This is a genomic window from uncultured Winogradskyella sp. (assembly GCF_947501905.1).
Lineage (GTDB): Bacteria > Bacteroidota > Bacteroidia > Flavobacteriales > Flavobacteriaceae > Winogradskyella.
Genome location: NZ_CANMXL010000003.1, coordinates 197,455 through 217,934 on the forward strand (window position 1 = coordinate 197,455; position 20,480 = coordinate 217,934).

Genomic DNA, 20,480 nt, shown 5'->3' on the forward strand with positions numbered 1-20,480 from the left:
AAATTCAACTTCCAAGCACCAAATTCCAAGAATTGGGTTTGGGATTTGTGGATTGGAATTTTCAATTGTTATGATGGGTCAACCAAGAATAGTGGTTGATCAAATTCTACAGGAGATGAATCATCTACTAACACTTTTACAATTTTACCTGAGATTTCAGATTCAATCTCATTAAAAAGCTTCATAGCCTCGATGACACACAACACATCACCTTCTTTAATGTCTGTACCAACCTCAACAAAAACAGGTTTGTCTGGGGACGGCTTACGGTAAAAGGTACCAATTATTGGTGATTTTATAGTAACATATTTAGAATCGTCTGCTACTGCAGGAGCAGGAGTTTCAGCTGCTGGGGTAGGAGCTGCAATCGGAGCTGCTTGCGGCATCATAGGAGTTGTAGCAACAGGCATTTGTTGAACGATAGTTGTCTCATTTTCTGAGCCAGTTTTAATGGTAATTTTAACATCGTCCATTTCTAACTTAACCTCACTTGCGCCAGATTTAGCAACAAATTTAATTAAGTTTTGAATTTCCTTTAAATCCATAGTTATTCAGTTGTTATAATTAGTTAGTTTTTATGAGTTATAGGCCCATTTAAAATAAATAGACCCCCAAGTAAATCCACCGCCAAAGGCAGCGAATATTATTGTATCGCCCTTTTTAAGCTGCGATTCGTAATCGTTTAATAAAAGCGGTAGGGTTGCAGAAGTCGTGTTTCCATACTTCTGTATATTCATCATCACCTTATCTTCCTCAAGGTTAATTCTGTTAGCTGTAGCGTCTATAATACGTTTATTAGCTTGATGGGCAGCCAACCAATTAACATCAGCATTGGTAAGGTTGTTTCTTTTTAAGATTCGCTCTGCTACATCTGCCATATTAAAAACGGCATTCTTAAAAACTGTTTTACCATCTTGAAAAACGTAATGTGAGCCGTCATTAAAAGTATCTGCAGTAATTGGATAAGAAGACCCACCATATTGAGCTCTCAAAAACTCTCTTCCTTCGCCATTACTTCTTAGTAATTCATCCTGAAGCCCTAAACCTTCTTCGTTAGGCTCAAAAAGAACAGCGCCACCACCGTCTCCAAAAATGATACATGTAGCGCGATCTTCATAATTAATAAAAGATGAATTTTTATCGGCTCCAATAAGCAATACTTTTTTATATCTCCCAGATTCTATATAGGCAGCCGCAGTTGACATACCAAATAAGAAACTTGAGCAAGCTGCCTCTAAGTCATAAGAAAAAGCGTTTACAGCACCAATCTGTGTGGCTGTATATGCAGCGGTAGAAGCTGCTTTCATATCTGGTGTTGCTGTAGAAACGATAACTAAATCAATCTCTTTTGGGTCGACACCGCTTTTTTCTATAAGGTTTTCTGCTGCTTTTATTGCTAAAAAAGAAGTGCCTTTGCCTTCTTCTTTAAGAATACGTCTTTCTTTAATTCCTGTGCGTGTAGTAATCCATTCGTCATTAGTATCAACCATTGTTTCTAAAATCTGGTTAGATAAAACGAAATCAGGCAAATAGCCTCCTACAGCTGTTATAGCCGCTGTAATTTTACTCATTATTAGCGTTTAGATTAATTAAAACTATCGAAAAATCAGCTAAAAATCGTTCATTTTCGCCATTTTAAGCAAATAATTATGCAAATTAAGTGGTTTTTGAACGATTAGAAGCAATAAAACAAAAAAAACGCCCAAAAGTGGGCGTTTTATTATATGCGTGCATAATATCTATGCTAAGTTTTCTTCTTCAGCAGAATTGTCTATAAGAACTTGACCTCTGTAATAAAGCTTACCATCATGCCAGTGCGCTCTATGGTAAAGGTGAGGCTCACCAGTTGTAGGGCAAGTTGCAATTTGAGGAACAGTAGCTTTATAGTGCGTTCTTCTTTTGTCTCTTCTTGTTCTAGATATTTTGCGTTTTGGATGTGCCATTTTAAATGTTATTTATCCGTTAATAGTTTTTTTAATGTATCCCAACGAGGATCTGTTTCCTCGGTATTATTTTCTTCTGCCTTGCCTTCTTCAGGACTTAATTCTTCTAATTTATTTAATATATCAGATTGTAATGTGCCATCCTCTATGCCAGGATGAACTTTTTTTGCCGGCACAGCTAAAACAATAAGTTCATAGATGTACTGAGCAACATTAATTTGATATTCACCATGAGGGATAATTAATATCTCTTCATTGTCATTATTGTATTCTTCACCAAATTTAATCACTAGCTTAAATGTATCTTTAATGCTTTGATTAAAAGGTTCATTAGAAACATCACAGTTAACATTAACGGTGCCTTTGACACTGAAGTTTAACTCTAAAAGGGTTGTTTTCTTTTCAAAAAGAAGATCCACTTTAAGGTCAGCCTCATTAAATTCATCAAAATCAAATTCTAAAAAGAACGCATTATCAATTTGATAATCAAAATGGTGCTCTCCTACTTTTAGCCCTACAAATTGTATTGTATACGCTTTCATTGGTTTCATTATCACATTCATTTTGAGCGTGCAAATATAATACTTTTTTCTATATAGAGGCCTAGATATCAACAAAAAATGTTAATATCTAACGAGACATTTTTTTTAGAGGATTTTTAGAGTAAAAATTATAATCTCGTCGCTTCCTAAATATTTCAATAGCAGTGAACATAGCGCGTTTAAAAGAGCTTTCATCAGCCTCACCTTTTCCAGCAATTTCATAAGCAGTACCGTGATCTGGAGAGGTTCGCACCTTATTTAAGCCAGCAGTAAAATTAACACCGTTACCAAAGGTTATGGTCTTAAATGGAATAAGCCCTTGGTCGTGATATGAAGCAACAACGGCATCGAATTTTTGATAGCTGTTAGAGCCAAAAAAACTATCCGCAGAATACGGCCCATAAACTAAGCCACCTTCTTTTCTTAATTTTTCTAAAGCAGGTCTTAATACCGTGTCATCTTCGTTGCCGATAACACCATTATCACCAGCATGAGGATTAACAGCAAGAACTGCAATTTTAGGCTTACTAATTGCGAAATCCTGTTTAAGTGACGTAGAAACAGTTTTTATTTTTTGGTGTATTAACTCTTCAGTAATGTGGCTAGGCACATCTTTGACAGGGACATGGTCAGTTAATAGACCTACTCTTAGATTTTCTGAAATCATAAACATAAGACTATCACCTTCTAGTTGCTGATTGAGATAATCGGTATGTCCAGGGAATTTAAAAGTATCTGATTGTATATTATGTTTATTTATTGGTGCGGTAACCAAAACATCTATATGCCCTTCTTTTAATGCTGCTACTGAAGCCTCAAGTGATTGGATAGCATATTCACCTATTTTTTTGTCTTCTTGACCAAACTGAATATTTACACCTTCTTTCCAAACATTTAAGACATTGACCTTTCCATGGGCGATTTGATGTAACGAGTTTATTTCATAAAAACTTATTTTACTTGAAAAATGTTTTTTAAAGAAATTCATCACTTTTGATGAGGCAAATATTACTGGAGTACACAAGTCTAATGAGCGCGAATCTTCAAATGTTTTTAATATAATTTCTGACCCGATGCCGTTGAGGTCACCTATAGAGATGCCTACTTTTATAATGTCTTCTTTTTTCACAAAAGGAATTTTAATATTATTACGGATATAAGCTTAGTGCTTTTTTGTCCTTAACTTTACATCGCAAATTTAACCATTATAAAATAGAATTATGTTTACTGGTATTATTGAGGAATTAGGTATTGTAAAAGCACTTCAAAAAGATAAAGACAACTTACATATTACAATTAAAAGTAGTATTACGGGTGAACTAAAGATAGATCAAAGCGTTGCTCATAATGGTGTTTGCCTAACTGTCGTCTCAACTCATAATGATGAATATATTGTTACTGCAATAAAAGAAACCCTAGATAAAACGACTATTGGCGAACTTAAGGCAGGAGACATTGTAAATTTAGAGCGCGCCATGAAATTAGGAGACCGATTAGATGGTCATATTGTACAAGGGCATGTAGACCAAACAGCGACATGTGTAAATATTATTGAAGAAAATGGTAGCTGGTCTTATACGTTTAAATACGATACAACATTAAACAATATAACCATTGAAAAAGGATCTATTACTGTTAATGGGGTCAGTCTTACCGTGGTTAATTCAATGGTAAATAAGTTTTCTGTAGCTATAATACCATATACACATGAGCATACTACTTTTAAAGATTTGAAAGCAGGTGATAATGTAAACTTAGAATTTGATGTTGTCGGAAAGTATGTAAAACGCTTAAACGATTTAAGACAATAAGCTGTTCTGTCTTTTTTTAATGGTATATATGCCAAAAGCCAAAGCTGCAAAAAATAAGAAGAACATATAATTGTCTATAGGGAAACCAGGAGGTGGGGGTGGACCACCACCACAAGGCATAGGGTCAAAACAACATGGAGCACACGGTGTACCACTTGGGCAACCACTACAAGGTCCTTGAATTAAAAGAACTAAACCGTAAATTATTGAGGCAATCTTCATACTTTATTATAAAAGACTAACGCAAATGTATAAAAAAAAGTATGCTGACAAAATTTTAAACCTTAAAAAACACCTTTTAAACGTAAAAAAATCCGATAAAAAACATATTTTTTGTGCAAAATTTTATTCTTGTATTCTTTTTCTCACAATTGAATTTTGATTAATAGCTTTAGCTAAAATATTATAATTGTAAGATAAAATGTTTAAGAAAATAAAAAGCTATTAACATTAATGATTATCAAATTGTTAATAGTTGACTTATAAGTATTTTTATAAAATAAAAAAGACTTTAGTTTAATACTAAAGTCTTTTAAAATTTGTGGTCCCACATGGACTCGAACCATGGACCACCTGATTATGAGTCAGGTGCTCTAACCAACTGAGCTATAGGACCTGATGGCTTTGCCAACACTCTTCATAAGTAAAGAGTGTGCAATATTACTATATATTTTAATACTCTACAAGAAAATTAAACCCAATTTAATTGTCAATATCTTGACATAACTCAATAAGTACGCCGTTTGTAGATTTTGGATGTAAAAAAGCAATCAACTTATTATCAGCGCCCTTTTTAGGTTTTTCGTGTATCATTTTAAAACCTTCTTTCTGCAACCTTTCTATTTCTTCTTCAATATTATCTACCGCAAAAGCTATATGATGAACGCCCTCTCCCTTTTTTTCAATAAACTTTGCAATTGGGCTATCTTCTGATGTAGCCTGTAATAATTCAATTTTATTTGGTCCGCACTTAAAAAACGAGGTCATTACACCTTCACTTTCAACAGCTTCAATTTTATAGTGTTCTTTTCCAAAAAGAGCGGCAAATAGACTGTTAGAATCTTCTAAATTTTTGACAGCGATACCAATATGTTCTATTTTATTCATTATGGCTTTAATTTTGTAGTGTAAAAATACTATAATACTTAAATAACATATACTTTTGCAAAATGGAAAGTAATAGACAAAAAAAGATAGCAGGAATTCTTCAACAAGATTTAGTTGATGTTTTACAGCGTGCAGCTTCTGAAGGTGGATTAAAGGGCGTTATCATATCAGTATCTAAGGTTAGTGTTACAGTAGATTTGTCTATTGCCAAGGTGTATCTTAGTATTTTTCCAAACAAAGAGGCAGGAGAACTACTTAAAGGTATCCGCTCTAATACACCATTAATTCGGCATGAATTAGCTCAGCGCACACGTCATCAATTAAGACGCATGCCAACGTTAGAGTTTTTTATTGACGATTCTTTGGAGTATATAGATAATATTGAGCGTTCTTTAAAAGGAGAAGAGAACCCTATTAAGGATGAAGATTTATTAGACCGAAGAAAAAAATCTTAATTCTTCTTAAATTCATAACTATTACAGTCGTTTTATGTCTAATTTTATGCCAAGACTGTAGTTAATGAACACGTCATTTTACATAGCCAAGCGATATCTGTTTTCTAAAAGCAGCAACAATGCTATTAATATTATGAGTCTAATTGCTTCTGGCGGTGTTATAGTGGCATCGGCAGCATTGTTAATTGTACTATCCGTTTTTGCGGGATTAAAAGACTACAGTTTAGATTTTTCAAATTTCACAGACCCAGATTTAAAAATTTTACCTCTTGAGGGTAAATCATTTCAACTTTCTGAACAAGAATGGAACACACTTAACAACATTGACGGTGTTATGGCCGTATCAAAAATAATAGAAGAGCGTATTGTTATAAAATCTGAAAACAAAAACCTTTTAGCCACACTTAAAGGCGTGGATGAAAATTATTTAAAAGTTACGCAGATAGACAGCATGGTATCTAAAGGGCAATGGATTAGTCCAGAAAGTAATGATGTAGTTTCGGGTTGGGGAATATCAAATAATTTGTCTTTTGGGGTTTTTAATTTTTTAAAGCCATTAACCATTTATGTCCCAAAGCCAGGTAAAGGTCAGGGCAGTAGTCGAACAAGTTATTTTAATTCTGAAGTAGTGACCAATGTTGGCCTTTTTAACGTAAATGAAAATTTAGATAATGAATATATTTTCTCGAACATTGAGTTGGCGCGTTCTTTATTAAATTATAAGCCCACCCAAATCAGTGCCATGGAATTTAAATTAAATCCTGAAGCAGATGAAGATGCAATTAGAAACTCAATAAAAATGGCTTTTCCCAATCAGTTTCTTATTAAGAATAGAGCACAACTTAATGATGCACTATTCAAAATGTTGAATACCGAAAACCTAGCAGTTTACCTCATATTTACCTTGGTTATCATCATTTCTCTATTTAATGTTATTGGCGCGATAATTATGATGATTTTAGATAAAAAGAAATCTTTAAACACTTTATTTAATATGGGCGCTGAGCCTAAAATGATTAAATCTGTTTTCTTTTTACAAGGAAGCTTAATGACTATTTTAAGCGGAATCATCGGTATAGTTATTGGCTTAATAATTATATACTCTCAAGTAAAATTAGAATGGGTAATGTTAACTCCAGAATTTCCTTATCCTGTAAAATTAGAGCTAATGAATATTGTAGTGGTAATAGTTACCATTTTTGGATTAGGAATAATTGCTTCAAAATTAGCTTCTCAGAGAATTACTAAAGATTTGATTAAAACAGCGGCCTAGGCAAACTGGTGATTTCCAAATTTCTCTAAGGCTTCATCAAAAGCTGCGAAAACGTCTTTAGCATCATCACTGGTAACCATTTTCATGCGATAAGGTTTAAAATCAGGAATACCTTTAAAGTAATTTGTATAATGGCGCCTTGTTTCAAAGACACCAAGTGTTTCACCCTTCCAATCAATAGACATTTGTAGGTGTCGGCGCGCAGCTTCTACGCGCTCTTGCATTGTAATAGGTCGGTAATGTTCTCCAGTTTTAAAAAAGTGTTTTACTTGTTTAAAAAACCAAGGATTACCAATGGTTGCACGACCAATCATAGCGCCATCCAGACCATATTCGTCTCGCATTCTCACAGCACTTTCAGGGGTGTTTACATCACCATTTCCAAAAACAGGAATGTGCATACGAGGATTGTTTTTTACAGCGGCAATAGGCTTCCAATCAGCATTACCTTTGTACATCTGCGCTCGAGTACGACCATGAATAGCAATAGATTTTATACCCACATCTTGTAATCGTTCCGCCACTTCTACAATCTTGATAGAGTCATGATCCCAGCCTAATCGTGTTTTTACAGTAACTGGTAGGTTTGTGCGTTTTACCATCTCGGCAGTGAGCTTTTCCATTAAGCAGATATCTTTTAAAATACCCGCTCCAGCACCTTTGCTGACCACTTTTTTTACTGGGCAGCCAAAATTAATATCAATGATATCTGGTTTTGATTTCTCAACAATATCTATGGTTTGTAACATGCTTTCCATATTGGCACCAAAAATCTGAATACCAACAGGACGCTCTTTTTCATAGATATCAAGCTTCATAACGCTTTTTGCTGCATTACGGATTAAACCTTCGCTAGAGACAAACTCGGTATACACAACATCAGCACCTTGTTCTTTACACAAAGCACGAAATGGTGGGTCGCTCACGTCTTCCATCGGTGCTAAAAGCAGTGGGAATTCACCTAATTCTATGTCTCCAATTTTTACCAAATCTGTTTATTTTGATGCAAAATTAGTGCTTTTTATAGTATTTACTACTAATTACCCCAATTCCATAAAATCCTAAAAACAATTCTAAAAACGTACCAATGAGGTAACCTTGAGTTGGTACTCCATCCGTAAACAGACTTATTAGCCTTCCAAAACCTAAACCTAACATAAAAGTGATGTTACTAATCAAAGCAATCTTTAAATAAGAGCTTTTAAAGACGCCTAATATCCAAATTATAGAAAATGCTAAATACAAACCCATTATGGCTTTATAAAAACTATATTTGTCAATAGTTTTAGGAAATAAATCGAATTCTAAATCTGGGAAAAATCCGTAAATAATTGCAACAGGAGCTACAATTATTACTGAAATAATAAGATGAATTTTTAGTATGATACCCGCTTTGGTTTTCATACGATGTTTAAAACTTCACCTTAGCATCAATAATACTGTCGCCACGTTTTACCGTAATCGATGTTTCATCGCCTTTATCGTATGTAGAAAGTGCCGCCATGTAACTCATCATGTCCGTTACTTCAGATTCACCAAGTTTAATGACAATATCTCCTTTTTGCAGACCTGCATTTGTAGCTGGAGTATCTTCACGAGTCCCATCAATACGCATACCTTTACCATCGAATAAATAATCTGGCACCACGCCTAAACCAACTTTAAAAGTAGGTACATTATCACTCTCGTTTTTTGTTTTTCTAAAGGCAAGTTTTCCGTTATCATCCAAGTCGTTAATGATGGTGAAAATGTAATCAGAAATTAAACCCATGCCTTCATAATTAAGCTTTTCAGAATCATCACCTGGTTTGTGATAATCTTCATGCTGACCTGTAAAAAAATGCAACACCGGAATATCGATAAGGTAAAAAGACGTATGGTCACTTGGCCCAACACCACTTTCGTTCTGTATAAGTTTAAACTTCTCGTTATTTGCTTTTAAAGTTTGCTTAAACATTGGAGACGTTCCTAAACCATAAACAGCAAGTGTACTGTCGGGTTTCATGCGACCAACCATGTCCATGTTAATCATATAATTGATGGACTTTGAGTCAATTGTTGGATTTTTAGAGAAGTAGTTAGAACCTAAAAGCCCCATTTCTTCACCTGAAAAAGCCATAAAAAGATAGTTGTTTTTGTCTTTAGTTTCAGCTTGGTTGTTTTTTACGTTTAGTCGACTTGCTATGTTCAGCATAACCGCAACACCACTTGCATTGTCATCTGCGCCATTATGAATTGCTTTATCTTTTTCACGATATAAAGAACCTTCTCCGCCAAACCCTAAATGGTCGTAATGCGCACCTATGACTACAGTTGTTTTTGCGCCATTATCAATATAACCAATAACGTTTCGACCTGTAATTGTACTGTCTGCATTAGTTGTAAATTCTACTTCTTTGTGTGGGTCTGTTTTTGGTTTAAAACTAAAAGATTGAAGAAACCCATCAGTGCCTTTTGGAAATAAGCCAATAGCTTTAAATCGTTCTGAAATATAATCTGAAGCTGCTTTTTCTCCAGGAGTTCCTGTTTGTCGTCCTTCAAATTTATCATCCGCTAAGACACTAACATCTTCCTTAATCTTATTTTCTGCAACTTGAGGATTTTGTTTACAAGATATAATTGTGGCTAAAAGAAATAAAAACACCAATCTTCTCATGACTATATATTATTTTTGCACAAAATTAGGCATTAAAAATTATAGTTATGAGGAAGTTAGTTGTTATTCTTTTAGTTTGTTTTTCAGTTTTTTCATGTAAGAATGAAACCAATAAAGGCGATAAGCCTCAAGAGAAAGTTAATAACGAAACTACGGTTACTAATGATTCTTTAATATATCCTGAAGAGGTTCATTTTAAATCTTTAAGACAAGTGACATTTGGCGGTGATAATGCCGAAGCCTATTGGAGTTTTGATGACAAACAATTGGTGTTTCAGTCTAACAACGCCGCTTGGAATGTAGGTTGCGACCAAATGTTTTTAATGGATGTCGATGAAACATTTAAAGACAAAGTGCCTCCAATGATTAGTACAGGAAAAGGACGCACAACATGCGCTTATTTTCTGCCAGATAACAAGCATATTATTTATGCATCAACACATTTAGAACAGGACGAATGCCCAGACACACCGTTACGTAAAAACGGAAAATACATCTGGCCAATCTACGATAGCTACGATATTTTTGTTGCTGATTTAGAAGGTAATATAGTTAAGCAATTAACTAATGAAATTGGTTACGATGCCGAACCAACCGTATCACCAAAAGGAGATAAAATTGTATTTACATCAACCCGAAGTGGCGATTTGGAATTATACACTATGAATATAGACGGAAGTGATGTTAAGCAAATTACAAATGAATTAGGTTATGATGGTGGTGCTTTCTTTTCGCCAGATGGAAGTCAATTAATTTTCCGATCATCACGTCCTAAAACAGAAAAAGAGATTAAAGACTATAAAGATTTATTAGCCGAAGGTTTAGTAGAGCCAACTGAGATGGAACTTTACATTTGTAATGCTGATGGTAGTAATCTTAGACAGTTAACCGACTTAGGAAATGCTAATTGGAGCCCATTCTTTTTACCAAGTGGAGATAAGGTATTATTCTCTTCAAACTTTGAAGCAGAGCGAGGTTTTCCTTTTAATTTATATATGATTGACACTGACGGAAAGAACCTTAAGCGTATCACACATGGTGAAACTTTTGACGCTTTCCCTGTATTTTCTAACGATGGTAAATATTTAGCGTTTTCATCTAACCGCAATAACGGTGGCGGTAGAGATACCAATTTGTTTATAGCTGAGTGGCAAGACTAAACTTATTGTAAATCTTTAATTCTATCGCGTTCTTCAGCATTAGTAGCGCGCTCATTGGTGTTTAATTTAGTATTACCAAATTTATATCGGAAGCCTAATCTTACAAAACGATTATCCCAATTAGTAAATTGTCTACTCGACTGGTTAGAGTATCGAGTGCTGATTCTGTAATCTTGCTCATTAAACATATCTTCTATAGACAAAGACAATGTACCTTGCTTTTTAAAGATGCTTTTAGTGACACTTAATTCTGAAACTAATCGGTCTTCAACAACTTGAAGTCCTTGAAGATTTTTACCAACCCAAGTTAGAGTAAAGTTTACATTCAAACTATTGTCTTCTAAAAGCGACAAATTATTAGCAAGAACACTATAGTTAGACCATTGGTCTAGCTCAATCTTATCAGTACCAAAACCATTTTCTTCAGTGATATTATAAAAAGAAGTCACAAAATATAAATTCCACTTATCCGTAGGGTTAACATCTAACGCAAAGTCAAATCCAAAATCTATAGTTTTATCAAGGTTTACAGGCGTATAAGCCAAGATATTTGTAGTGTTATCTTGACGAGGAATTTCATTAATAGCCCCATCGTAATTTATGTAATAGGCTTCAATTGTAAAGTGCTCTAAAAAGTTTGTTCCCACAACAAAATGGTCCTGAAAAGTAGGCTGTAAAGCCGGATTTCCTTCAACTGTGGTGTTTTCGTTTATAAAGAAAGTAAACGGGTTTAAGTTGGCGTAACTTGGTCGTGTTATACTACGTTTGTAATTGCCGTATAAACTAAAATTATCTGAAAAGTTATGAGAAATACTTGCGTTTGGAAACCACTCAAAATAGTCTTGCGTATTGGTTTGATTTAGAGTTGGTGAAAAACCATCAACATCTGTTTGCTCTGCTCTTACGCCTAAAGCGATATCCCATTTATCCCATGACTTACTGTAATTGACATAAGCACCAAAGATATTTTCGTCATAATCAAAGGCATTACTATTAGCTGTATTTATTACTTCAGAACCGTTAATAATATCTAGTCGGGTAATGTCGCTTTCAGTTTTAATATTTGATAATTTCACACCGGTATCAAATGAGGAACTTTCGCTTATAGGCAAGCTATAATCAGCTTTGGCTGTGTATATTTCTGTATCCTGATTTGCTATTGTCTTAAATTCAGAGTCTGGATTATTTTGATTGTCCTGAAACACATTCTGGTCGCGATTGTATGTGTAAGTGGTATAATGTGCATTAAAAGATAAGCTGCTACCACGATCAAACTCAGTTCTTAAATTTAAGTCGGTACCTAAATTAAATTTATCATCCCGTGATAAGTTATTAGCTGTAAAGTTTTCTAAAAAGGCAGAATTAGCGTTGTTAATGTCAGTGTTATTTGAGATTCTATATTTAAAATATGGCGTAAATAATGCTGTTGACGTTATGCTCAGTGTTGTTTTTTTGCTTAAATAATAATCAAAATTTAGATTAGCATTGTGTGTTTCGGATTTTGTGTTTCGGTCAATGTCAGAATCCCAAATTTGGTCAATATTTCCCGTGGTATCAAAATAGTCGATACTATTTTCTTCTTCTCTATTAATTTTCTGTTTGGTATAACTGTAATTAACATTAAGGTTGATTTTATTATTCTTAAAATAATGACTCGTAGCGCCATTATATCTAGGAAAAACACCTTGAGTATAATTGGTAGCAACACTTCCTCGATAGCCGGTCACGAGGTTTTTACTCATAATAATATTTATAACAGAACCACTATCGGCATCATAACTTGCAGGTGGATTTGTAATAACATCAACTGATTTTATACTATTTGCAGGTGCGCTTTCTAATAGCTGAATCAACTCATCCGAAGTTAATTGTACGCGACGATTATTAATAAAAACCGTAGCAGGTGAACTCTTAATATTAATGCTTCCTTCGGAAACGATAACGCCAGGTGTACTTTTTAATACCTGGAGTGTTGAACCTTCAGTAAGTGCGGTATTTTCTATATTAAAAGTTAAACGATCAGGTTTTCTTGTGATAGTTGGGCGTTTCGCAGTAATGGTTACAGTGTCTAAAGCTTCAGAATCTTCTTTAAGAAGAATTGTTGGTAGGTTTTTATTTTCTTCAATTTTTATTATTTCACTATAGGTTTTGTAACCTATAAAACTTGCTGATATTTTATACGTTCCAGGCTCAAGATTACCAAAAGAAAAAGTACCATCATCATTAGTTGCAGTCCCTTTTGGTTGTCTGAAACCACTACTAATTTCAATAGGCTCGACTACTGATTTTGCTATAAGGATATTCACATATGACAATGGTTGTTCTTGCTCATCAACGACTTTACCAGTCAGGGTAAACTCTTGTGAGAATGCAAAAAAGCTGAACATTAAAAGGACAGCAGAAATTAGGGGCTTCAATCTGATTGACATTTTAGTTAGTTGTGGTTCACAATATATAAATAGTTTTTTACTTTAAAACGAAGAAAATAGGCAGTTAACAGTGATTTTCTTATAACTTTTGATAGGCTAGAGGATTATAAAAGAATTATATTTGCAAATCAAAATTGCTTAAGAAAGAATTACATGAAGCACATCCGAAATTTTTGCATCATTGCGCACATAGATCATGGAAAGAGTACTTTGGCAGATCGTCTGTTAGATTATACAGGCGCTGTTACAGCGCGCGAGAAGCAAGATCAGTTGTTGGACAGTATGGATTTGGAGCGAGAACGTGGTATCACCATTAAGTCGCACGCCATACAAATGGAGTATGTTTTTAAAGGCCAAGAGTACGTATTAAATCTTATTGACACACCTGGCCACGTAGATTTTTCATACGAAGTGTCACGTTCTATTGCTGCATGTGAAGGCGCACTACTAATTGTTGACGCTGCTCAAAGCATACAAGCACAAACCATTTCTAATTTATATTTAGCCTTAGAGAATGATTTAGAAATTATTCCCGTTTTAAATAAAGTCGATTTACCAAGTGCAAACCCAGAAGAAGTCACAGATGATATTGTAGATTTGTTAGGTTGCGACTCAGAAGAAGTGATTCATGCTAGTGGAAAAACAGGTTTTGGTGTAGATGATATTTTACAAGCTATTATTGAACGCATTCCAGCACCAAAAGGCGACCCTAAAGCACCTTTACAGGCCTTAATTTTTGATTCGGTTTACAATACCTTTAGAGGCATTGAAACCTATTTTAGGGTTTTTAATGGTGAAATAAAAAAAGGTCAGAAAATTAAGTTTGTTGCTACCGATAAAGAATATTTTGCCGATGAGGTAGGAACATTAAAACTAAATCAAATTCCTAAGCAAAGTGTAAAAGCAGGAGATGTTGGGTATTTAATCACAGGAATTAAAACAGCAAAAGAGGTAAAAGTAGGGGATACAATCACAGATTTTGCAAACCCAACAACAAACATTGTCGAAGGCTTTGAAGATGTAAAACCTATGGTTTTTGCCGGGATTTATCCGGTAGATACAGAAGATTACGAAGAGCTTCGTAACTCGATGGAAAAATTACAACTTAATGATGCCTCATTGGTCTTTCAACCAGAGAGCTCCGCGGCATTAGGTTTTGGTTTTCGATGTGGGTTCTTGGGCATGTTACATATGGAAATTATCCAAGAACGTTTAGAGCGTGAGTTTGATATGACGGTGATTACAACAGTACCTAACGTGTCTTATCATGCATACACAAATAAAGAACCAGATGTTCCTTTTATAGTTAATAATCCAAGTGATTTACCAGAAACTACAACCGTAAATCGTGTAGAAGAACCTTATATAAAAGCAACGATTATTACCAAGGCCGATTTTGTGGGTAACGTTATGAGTTTGTGTATCGAAAAACGTGGTATGATAATGAATCAGACCTATTTAACCACTGAACGTGTTGAGCTGATTTTTGAAATGCCATTAGCCGAAATTGTTTTCGATTTTTACGATAGATTAAAAACAGTTTCTAAAGGATATGCCTCATTTGACTATTCGCCTATTGGTATGAAGGTGTCTAAATTAGTGCGTTTAGATGTACTATTAAATGCTCAGCCTGTAGATGCGCTTTCTGCATTAATTCACGCAGATAATGCGCATACTATTGGTAAGAAAATGTGCGAAAAACTAAAAGAATTAATACCAAGACAACAGTTCGATATTCCTATTCAGGCTGCCATTGGCGCAAAAATTATTGCGCGTGAAACTGTGAAAGCACTCCGTAAAGATGTAACCGCAAAATGTTACGGTGGGGATATTTCTCGTAAGCGTAAACTTTTAGAAAAGCAGAAAAAAGGAAAGAAACGTATGCGTCAAGTTGGAAATGTAGAAATACCACAACAAGCATTTATGGCGGTTTTAAAGTTGAATGACTAGCCATTAACTAAAATATATTTTATACTTTGAAGCCTCTATCTTTAGAGGCTTTTTTATAAGATGAACTTAAGTTACTGGGAAATAAAATCTTGGCTAGCAAATGTAGATTTCACAATAGTTGGAAGTGGCATTGTTGGACTCAATTGTGCGTTACAGTTGCGACAAAAACATCCAAAGGCTAAAATTTTAATTCTCGAAAAAGGGGTTTTACCTCAAGGTGCAAGCACTAAAAATGCAGGTTTTGCCTGTTTTGGGAGTTTAAGCGAATTGATTGAGGACTTAAAAACACATACCGAAGTAGATGTTATAGATTTGGTAAGGCAACGCGTTGATGGTTTACAATTATTGAGACAAACACTCGGTGATTCAAATATTGATTATCAAGAACTCGGCGGTTATGAATTATTTACCAAAGACCATAAATCGCTTTACGAGGAATGCTTAAGCCGAAAAGATGAAATTAATGATTTACTAAAACCTATTTTTCAAACTGAAGTTTTTAGTTTTAAGGACAATCAGTTTGGCTTTCAAAATATTCAAGATAAATACGGACTTAACCAGTTTGAAGGGCAAATTGATACAGGTAAAATGATGGAGGCATTGCTTCAGAAAGCCTATCAAAGTGGTATTAAAATATTGAATGCCATTGAGGTTTTATCGTTTTCAGAAGATGTCAATTCAGTCAAAATAAAAACGAATCATTTCGAGTTTTCAACTAAGAAATTACTAATTGCTACAAATGGTTTTGCTTCAAAATTATTAGACGAAAACGTTAAACCTGCTCGCGCCCAAGTTTTAATCACAGAACCTATCGAAAACTTAAACATTAAGGGCACTTTTCACTTAGATAAAGGTTATTATTATTTCAGAAATATTGATAACCGAATCCTCTTTGGGGGTGGACGAAATCTCGATTTTAAAACCGAAGAAACTTCTGAATTTGGACAAACCCAATTGGTAAAAAACAAACTTGAAGAACTTTTAAAAACGACTATTTTACCAAATAAAGAAGTGAAAATCAACCACTATTGGTCTGGCATTATGGGTGTTGGTCAGCAAAAAAAGCCAATCGTAAAGCAACTAAGTAATAATATATTTTGTGGCGTAAGATTGGGTGGAATGGGAGTTGCTATTGGAAGCATAATTGGTAAAGGTTTGGCAGATTTGGTATAAATATGGAATTAAAACAAAACCTATACAACCAATGCCAAGAGCAGCTCAACCAGCGTTTAGAAGTCATTAAAAATAAAATCGCAGATATCCAAAATTCATTGCAATCTGAAACTAAAAGCACAGCTGGCGACAAGCACGAAACCGGAAGAGCCATGCTACAATTGGAACGAGAGAAAGCAGGACAACAATTGGCAGAACTTCAAAAACAACAAGAGTTACTACGCAAAATCAATCCAGAACAAAAACATCAAATAGTAGCTTTAGGAAGCATTGTAAAAACATCGGGAGCTAATTATTTTATTAGTGTAAGTGGTGGTGAACTTAAATGTAATAACGAATGGTTTTATGCCATTTCTCCTGCAACACCCATTGGGCAATTACTACTCTCTAAACAGGTCGGTAATAGTATTAGGTTTAGGGCGCAACAATTTACAATTACAGAGGTTTACTAAAATAAAAGTGTATTTCTTAGCAGGTTATTTCTACTCTGTATATTGATTTGTCGTTTTTCTCTTATGAGTCTATAAAATATTGTCATAACTTCACACTAAAAAATAGTTATGAGAATACGTTTAATATTCACGTTGCTTTTGTGTTTGGCGATTAATGCCTCTGCTCAGAATACACCTTCTATAGATTTCACCATCCGAAATTTAGGTGTTAACGTAGATGGGCATTTTGATACATTTTCGATAACCACAAAATTCGATGCATCTGGTCAGCTAAAAAAACTAGAAGGCGAAATAAAAGTAAAGTCGATTAAAACAGGAATCGAAAGTAGAGACGAACATCTTCTAGAAGAGGAATACTTTCACACTTCAAAATTTCCTTTTATCAAACTAAAAAGCACTTCAATACGTAAAGTTTCAAGTTCGGAATATAAGATTAAGGCCAATCTTACCATCAAGGGAAAAACCAAACAAATTACTATTCCTGTAAAATATGAAAACTTAGAAACTCAAAGAAAACTAAGCTCTAATTTCGAAATTAATCGACGCGATTTTAACGTTGGCGGTGGTAGTTTTATTATGAGTAAAACGGTGAAATTAAAAGTCATTCATATAGAGAAAAAGCAATGAATAAATCCGAGGTAGATGTTATTGTTATTGGTGGCGGTTTAGCCGGGTTAACGAGCGCAATTCATCTATCGAAAGAAGGCATCAGGGTTTTATTGATTGAGAAAAACAGCTATCCAAAACATAAAGTTTGCGGGGAATATGTTTCTAACGAAGTATTACCATATCTCTATTCTATAGGCTTTAACCCCTTCGGTTTTGGAGCTAAACGCATTTCAGAGTTTCAATTAACGACGCACAATAACAAAAGCATTAATACCAAATTGCCACTAGGCGGATTTGGGATGAGTCGATACGAAATGGATTTTCAATTGTATCAATTAGCGCTTAAAAATGAGGTAGAAGTTCTTCAAGACACTGTTATAGATGTTGTTTTTAAGAATGATGTGTTTCATATAGAAACCAAATCAAACACAGATTTACAAGCAAAGATAGTCCTCGGAGCGTTCGGAAAACGTTCTAATTTAGATGTCAAATTCCAACGAAAATTCATCCAAAAAAAATCACCGTATTTGGGTGTGAAAATTCATGTTTCTGGGCAATTCCCAGAAGATAAAGTAGCCCTTCATAACTTCAAAGGCGGTTATTGCGGTGTATCAAAAGTGGAGAATGGCAGCATCAACTTGTGTTACATTACGAATTATGAAGCTTTCAAAAAGTATAAAAATATCGAGGCTTTTCAGGAAGACGTGTTATTTAAAAATGCTGCTTTAAATGAGGTATTCAAAAATTCAAAACCGCAATTTGAAACCCCATTGACCATAAGTCAGATCTCATTCGAAACCAAGGAGCCTATAGAAAACCATATGATTATGTGTGGGGATTCAGCAGGGATGATTCATCCTTTGTGTGGAAATGGAATGGGAATGGCTATAAGAAGCTCTCAATTAGCATCCCTACTCATAATTGACTACCTTAAAGGAAAAATTAAAACACGAGAAGAATTAGAAAAAGAGTATGTCAGACGCTGGAAGAAAACATTCAGTTTTAGGCTTAAAGCGGGTCATGTTATCGCCTATTTATTTCGTAAAGATTGGTTAGCGCCAAAGCTTTTGGTGTTCCTGAGGTGGTTTCCGTTTTTGGCACCACAAATCATTAAAATGACGCACGGTAAACCCATGAAAGTATAATGCCATTATTCGTTGATACTACATATCGAAGCAACAAAACCGAAATCATGGATGACTTTTCTATGAAAGGCGAATTGCTTCGTGATACTCTAGATAAGTTGGGAAATATCAATAAATGGCTAGGCGGAAACCGTGTAACGCTCAATGGTGTAAAGAAAATACTTCAAGGTCAACCCAAGGACAGAATCTATAAAATTGTTGACTTGGGCTGTGGACATGGCGATATTTTAAGGTTAATTGCAGATTATGGTCGGCGCGAAGATTATAAGTTCGAGTTAATAGGAATTGATGCAAACCAAGATGCTATTGACTATGCTGCTGAATTGTCTGCGGATTACCCAGAATTATCATTCGAGAATAAAGACATTTTCTCCGAAGAATTTAAAGAATTAGATTACGATATTGCTTTAGCTACCTTGTTTTTGCATCATTTCAAAACCGAAGAATTAGAAGTACTATTAAAACAATTATCAAGCAAAGCGAAATTAGGATTGGTTATTAACGACTTACATAGAAGTGAAATGGCTTATGGTCTTTTTAAATTATTAAGTTTAGTAATTTCTAATCAAATGATAGTCGAAGATGGGTTAACTTCCATATTACGAGCTTTTAAAAGAAAAGATTTAGAACATCTAACTCAAAAGTTAAACCTCAAATCAGAAATCCGTTGGAAATGGGCATTCCGTTACCAGTGGTTAATTAAAAATTAGATGGCTGTAAGAATTACATCGGTAGCTAAACAGTTGCCTCAATATACTAGAGAAACAAAAGACATTTTACCTTTTGTTGAAGCGTGGCTTGATGGTCAAGAAGACCGATTTAAACGAAAAGTACTTAAGATTTTTGAGAATGCTGCCGTAGATAAACGTTACTCTATAATGGATGCCGAAGACGTTTTTTTGAACACTTCTTTTGAAGAAAAAAATGATATTTACGTTAGAGAAAGTGTAAAACTAGCTGAAAAAAGCTTGGTGAAAGCTTTGGATAAGGCACGTCTAAAGCCAACAGACATCGACTATATCATTACCGTAAGTTGTACTGGTATTATGATTCCGTCATTAGACGCTTATTTGATTAACAACCTAAAGATGAAGCAGGATATCGTACGTTTACCAGTGACTGAGATGGGTTGTGCTGCAGGTGTTTCAGGTATTATTTATGCGAAGAATTTTCTAAAAGCAAACCCAAACAAACGTGCCGCTGTGATTGCGGTAGAATCCCCAACAGCAACATTTCAGTTAGAAGATTATTCCATGGTAAACATTGTCAGTGCTGCTATTTTTGGAGATGGATGCGCAAGTGTGATTTTATCGTCGTATAAAGATGAGGTTGGACCAGAAATTAAAGACGAAGCGATGTATCATTTTTATGATGCTAGTCACATGATGGGCTTCAAGCTCAGAAATACGGGCTTACAAATGGTTTTAGACCAAAGCGTGCCCCAAACTATTGCTGACCATTTTCCAAAAATTATTCATCCATTTTTAGAGCAAAATAATTTAACTATTGAAGATATTGACCACTTGGTGTTTCATCCAGGAGGAAAGAAAATTGTACAAACCGTCGAAGACTTATTCGGAGATTTAGGTAAGAATATAGATGATACTAAGGAGGTATTACGATTGTATGGTAATATGAGTAGCGCAACAGTTTTATATGTTTTAGAACGTTTTATGGATAGAGATTTACCTAAAGGCGACAGAGGTATCATGCTCAGCTTTGGACCCGGTTTTTCGGCACAACGTGTTTTATTAGAGTGGTAATTAAATAACGAA

The 20,480-nt window shown here is 34.6% G+C and carries 22 protein-coding genes and 1 tRNA gene; 11 read left to right on the forward strand and 12 right to left on the reverse strand.

Annotated elements, in window-relative coordinates:
* Nucleotides 1-68 precede the first annotated feature (68 nt).
* The 5 genes from accB to pdxA all read right to left on the reverse strand — a co-directional run bounded on the left by accB (nt 69) and on the right by pdxA (nt 3,614).
* Nucleotides 69-545 (reverse strand): acetyl-CoA carboxylase biotin carboxyl carrier protein, encoded by a 477-nt coding sequence (accB, locus tag Q0770_RS07730; RefSeq protein WP_299115693.1) that lies wholly within the window; start codon nt 543-545, stop codon nt 69-71.
* A gap of 30 nt (nt 546-575) precedes the next feature.
* Nucleotides 576-1,571, reverse strand: a complete 996-nt coding sequence (locus Q0770_RS07735; RefSeq protein ID WP_299115695.1) for a beta-ketoacyl-ACP synthase III — start codon at nt 1,569-1,571, stop codon at nt 576-578.
* A gap of 168 nt (nt 1,572-1,739) precedes the next feature.
* Nucleotides 1,740-1,943 carry a 50S ribosomal protein L32 gene (gene rpmF, locus Q0770_RS07740; protein ID WP_296345562.1) on the reverse strand — a complete coding sequence of 68 codons (204 nt, stop codon included), beginning with the start codon at nt 1,941-1,943 and terminating at the stop codon, nt 1,740-1,742.
* Between the two features lie 8 nt (nt 1,944-1,951).
* A complete protein-coding gene (locus Q0770_RS07745; protein ID WP_299115697.1) occupies nt 1,952-2,494 on the reverse strand; it encodes a DUF177 domain-containing protein in 543 nt (180 codons plus the stop codon).
* Nucleotides 2,495-2,573: 79 nt separating this feature from the next.
* Entirely contained in the window at nt 2,574-3,614 is a 1,041-nt protein-coding gene (gene pdxA, locus Q0770_RS07750; RefSeq protein WP_299115699.1) for a 4-hydroxythreonine-4-phosphate dehydrogenase PdxA, read from the reverse strand.
* A 91-nt stretch (nt 3,615-3,705) separates the two neighbouring features.
* On the opposite strand from pdxA, the gene Q0770_RS07755 reads away from it, so the two are divergent.
* Nucleotides 3,706-4,296 (forward strand): riboflavin synthase, encoded by a 591-nt coding sequence (locus tag Q0770_RS07755; protein WP_299115701.1) that lies wholly within the window; start codon nt 3,706-3,708, stop codon nt 4,294-4,296.
* On the opposite strand, the gene Q0770_RS07760 is transcribed toward Q0770_RS07755, so the two are convergent.
* The 3 genes from Q0770_RS07760 to mce form a co-directional block, all read right to left on the reverse strand.
* Nucleotides 4,285-4,518, reverse strand: a complete 234-nt coding sequence (locus Q0770_RS07760) for a hypothetical protein (protein ID WP_299115703.1) — start codon at nt 4,516-4,518, stop codon at nt 4,285-4,287. The genes Q0770_RS07755 and Q0770_RS07760 overlap by 12 nt on opposite strands.
* Nucleotides 4,519-4,838: 320 nt before the next feature.
* Nucleotides 4,839-4,912: transfer RNA gene (locus Q0770_RS07765), tRNA-Ile, on the reverse strand.
* Between the two features lie 86 nt (nt 4,913-4,998).
* The gene (mce, locus tag Q0770_RS07770; protein WP_299115705.1) at nt 4,999-5,403 is read right to left on the reverse strand and encodes a methylmalonyl-CoA epimerase; all 405 of its coding nucleotides are present in this window, start codon (nt 5,401-5,403) and stop codon (nt 4,999-5,001) included.
* Nucleotides 5,404-5,465: 62 nt separating this feature from the next.
* Between mce and rbfA the strand changes: the two genes are divergently transcribed.
* Both rbfA and Q0770_RS07780 read left to right on the forward strand, forming a co-directional pair.
* Complete coding sequence (rbfA, locus tag Q0770_RS07775) at nt 5,466-5,858, forward strand: 30S ribosome-binding factor RbfA (protein ID WP_299115707.1); 393 nt, start codon at nt 5,466-5,468, stop codon at nt 5,856-5,858.
* Between the two features lie 64 nt (nt 5,859-5,922).
* Nucleotides 5,923-7,131, forward strand: a complete 1,209-nt coding sequence (locus Q0770_RS07780; protein WP_299115709.1) for an FtsX-like permease family protein — start codon at nt 5,923-5,925, stop codon at nt 7,129-7,131.
* Here the strand turns inward: Q0770_RS07780 and dusB are convergent.
* From dusB to Q0770_RS07795, 3 genes are read right to left on the reverse strand one after another with little or no spacing between them, the layout of a single operon-like run.
* Nucleotides 7,128-8,120 (reverse strand): tRNA dihydrouridine synthase DusB, encoded by a 993-nt coding sequence (gene dusB / locus Q0770_RS07785; protein WP_299115711.1) that lies wholly within the window; start codon nt 8,118-8,120, stop codon nt 7,128-7,130. The two genes, Q0770_RS07780 and dusB, sit on opposite strands and share 4 nt — an antisense overlap.
* Nucleotides 8,121-8,142: 22 nt before the next feature.
* The gene (locus Q0770_RS07790; protein ID WP_299115713.1) at nt 8,143-8,535 is read right to left on the reverse strand and encodes a DUF4345 domain-containing protein; all 393 of its coding nucleotides are present in this window, start codon (nt 8,533-8,535) and stop codon (nt 8,143-8,145) included.
* Between the two features lie 7 nt (nt 8,536-8,542).
* Nucleotides 8,543-9,787, reverse strand: coding sequence for a M28 family peptidase (locus Q0770_RS07795; RefSeq protein WP_299115715.1), 1,245 nt, complete (start codon nt 9,785-9,787; stop codon nt 8,543-8,545).
* A 47-nt stretch (nt 9,788-9,834) separates the two neighbouring features.
* Here Q0770_RS07795 and Q0770_RS07800 point away from each other — a divergent pair, with 47 nt between their 5' ends.
* Nucleotides 9,835-10,947, forward strand: coding sequence for a hypothetical protein (locus Q0770_RS07800; protein WP_299115718.1), 1,113 nt, complete (start codon nt 9,835-9,837; stop codon nt 10,945-10,947).
* A 2-nt stretch (nt 10,948-10,949) separates the two neighbouring features.
* Here Q0770_RS07800 and Q0770_RS07805 read toward each other — a convergent pair whose 3' ends face one another.
* A complete protein-coding gene (locus Q0770_RS07805; protein WP_299115720.1) occupies nt 10,950-13,364 on the reverse strand; it encodes a TonB-dependent receptor domain-containing protein in 2,415 nt (804 codons plus the stop codon).
* Between the two features lie 165 nt (nt 13,365-13,529).
* On the opposite strand from Q0770_RS07805, the gene lepA reads away from it, so the two are divergent.
* The 7 genes from lepA to Q0770_RS07840 all read left to right on the forward strand — a co-directional run bounded on the left by lepA (nt 13,530) and on the right by Q0770_RS07840 (nt 20,468).
* Nucleotides 13,530-15,326, forward strand: a complete 1,797-nt coding sequence (gene lepA, locus Q0770_RS07810; RefSeq protein ID WP_299115722.1) for a translation elongation factor 4 — start codon at nt 13,530-13,532, stop codon at nt 15,324-15,326.
* 60 nt (nt 15,327-15,386) lie between these two features.
* Entirely contained in the window at nt 15,387-16,499 is a 1,113-nt protein-coding gene (locus Q0770_RS07815; RefSeq protein WP_299115724.1) for an FAD-binding oxidoreductase, read from the forward strand.
* A 2-nt stretch (nt 16,500-16,501) separates the two neighbouring features.
* Nucleotides 16,502-16,951 carry a 3-oxoacyl-ACP synthase gene (locus Q0770_RS07820; protein ID WP_299115726.1) on the forward strand — a complete coding sequence of 150 codons (450 nt, stop codon included), beginning with the start codon at nt 16,502-16,504 and terminating at the stop codon, nt 16,949-16,951.
* Between the two features lie 108 nt (nt 16,952-17,059).
* Nucleotides 17,060-17,578, forward strand: coding sequence for a YceI family protein (locus Q0770_RS07825; protein WP_299115728.1), 519 nt, complete (start codon nt 17,060-17,062; stop codon nt 17,576-17,578).
* Nucleotides 17,575-18,705 (forward strand): NAD(P)/FAD-dependent oxidoreductase, encoded by a 1,131-nt coding sequence (locus Q0770_RS07830; RefSeq protein ID WP_299115730.1) that lies wholly within the window; start codon nt 17,575-17,577, stop codon nt 18,703-18,705. The genes Q0770_RS07825 and Q0770_RS07830 overlap by 4 nt, the downstream gene beginning before the upstream one ends.
* Nucleotides 18,705-19,415, forward strand: a complete 711-nt coding sequence (locus Q0770_RS07835; protein WP_299115732.1) for a methyltransferase domain-containing protein — start codon at nt 18,705-18,707, stop codon at nt 19,413-19,415. The genes Q0770_RS07830 and Q0770_RS07835 overlap by 1 nt, the downstream gene beginning before the upstream one ends.
* Nucleotides 19,416-20,468 (forward strand): type III polyketide synthase, encoded by a 1,053-nt coding sequence (locus Q0770_RS07840; RefSeq protein WP_299115734.1) that lies wholly within the window; start codon nt 19,416-19,418, stop codon nt 20,466-20,468.
* Nucleotides 20,469-20,480: the final 12 nt, after the last annotated feature.

Bases quoted from the DNA above. Each gene is read 5' to 3' on its own strand.
- Q0770_RS07840 (WP_299115734.1), top strand. From the start codon at position 19,416: ATGGCTGTAAGAATTACATCGGTAGCTAAACAGTTGCCTCAATATACT.
- Q0770_RS07760 (WP_299115703.1), bottom strand. From the start codon at position 4,518: ATGAAGATTGCCTCAATAATTTACGGTTTAGTTCTTTTAATTCAAGGA.
- mce (WP_299115705.1), bottom strand. From the start codon at position 5,403: ATGAATAAAATAGAACATATTGGTATCGCTGTCAAAAATTTAGAAGAT.
- Q0770_RS07820 (WP_299115726.1), top strand. From the start codon at position 16,502: ATGGAATTAAAACAAAACCTATACAACCAATGCCAAGAGCAGCTCAAC.
- lepA (WP_299115722.1), top strand. From the start codon at position 13,530: ATGAAGCACATCCGAAATTTTTGCATCATTGCGCACATAGATCATGGA.
- Q0770_RS07825 (WP_299115728.1), top strand. From the start codon at position 17,060: ATGAGAATACGTTTAATATTCACGTTGCTTTTGTGTTTGGCGATTAAT.
- Q0770_RS07830 (WP_299115730.1), top strand. From the start codon at position 17,575: ATGAATAAATCCGAGGTAGATGTTATTGTTATTGGTGGCGGTTTAGCC.
- rbfA (WP_299115707.1), top strand. From the start codon at position 5,466: ATGGAAAGTAATAGACAAAAAAAGATAGCAGGAATTCTTCAACAAGAT.
- Q0770_RS07755 (WP_299115701.1), top strand. From the start codon at position 3,706: ATGTTTACTGGTATTATTGAGGAATTAGGTATTGTAAAAGCACTTCAA.
- Q0770_RS07745 (WP_299115697.1), bottom strand. From the start codon at position 2,494: ATGAAACCAATGAAAGCGTATACAATACAATTTGTAGGGCTAAAAGTA.
- Q0770_RS07800 (WP_299115718.1), top strand. From the start codon at position 9,835: ATGAGGAAGTTAGTTGTTATTCTTTTAGTTTGTTTTTCAGTTTTTTCA.
- Q0770_RS07815 (WP_299115724.1), top strand. From the start codon at position 15,387: ATGAACTTAAGTTACTGGGAAATAAAATCTTGGCTAGCAAATGTAGAT.
- Q0770_RS07780 (WP_299115709.1), top strand. From the start codon at position 5,923: ATGAACACGTCATTTTACATAGCCAAGCGATATCTGTTTTCTAAAAGC.
- Q0770_RS07795 (WP_299115715.1), bottom strand. From the start codon at position 9,787: ATGAGAAGATTGGTGTTTTTATTTCTTTTAGCCACAATTATATCTTGT.
- Q0770_RS07790 (WP_299115713.1), bottom strand. From the start codon at position 8,535: ATGAAAACCAAAGCGGGTATCATACTAAAAATTCATCTTATTATTTCA.
- accB (WP_299115693.1), bottom strand. From the start codon at position 545: ATGGATTTAAAGGAAATTCAAAACTTAATTAAATTTGTTGCTAAATCT.
- rpmF (WP_296345562.1), bottom strand. From the start codon at position 1,943: ATGGCACATCCAAAACGCAAAATATCTAGAACAAGAAGAGACAAAAGA.
- Q0770_RS07735 (WP_299115695.1), bottom strand. From the start codon at position 1,571: ATGAGTAAAATTACAGCGGCTATAACAGCTGTAGGAGGCTATTTGCCT.
- Q0770_RS07835 (WP_299115732.1), top strand. From the start codon at position 18,705: ATGCCATTATTCGTTGATACTACATATCGAAGCAACAAAACCGAAATC.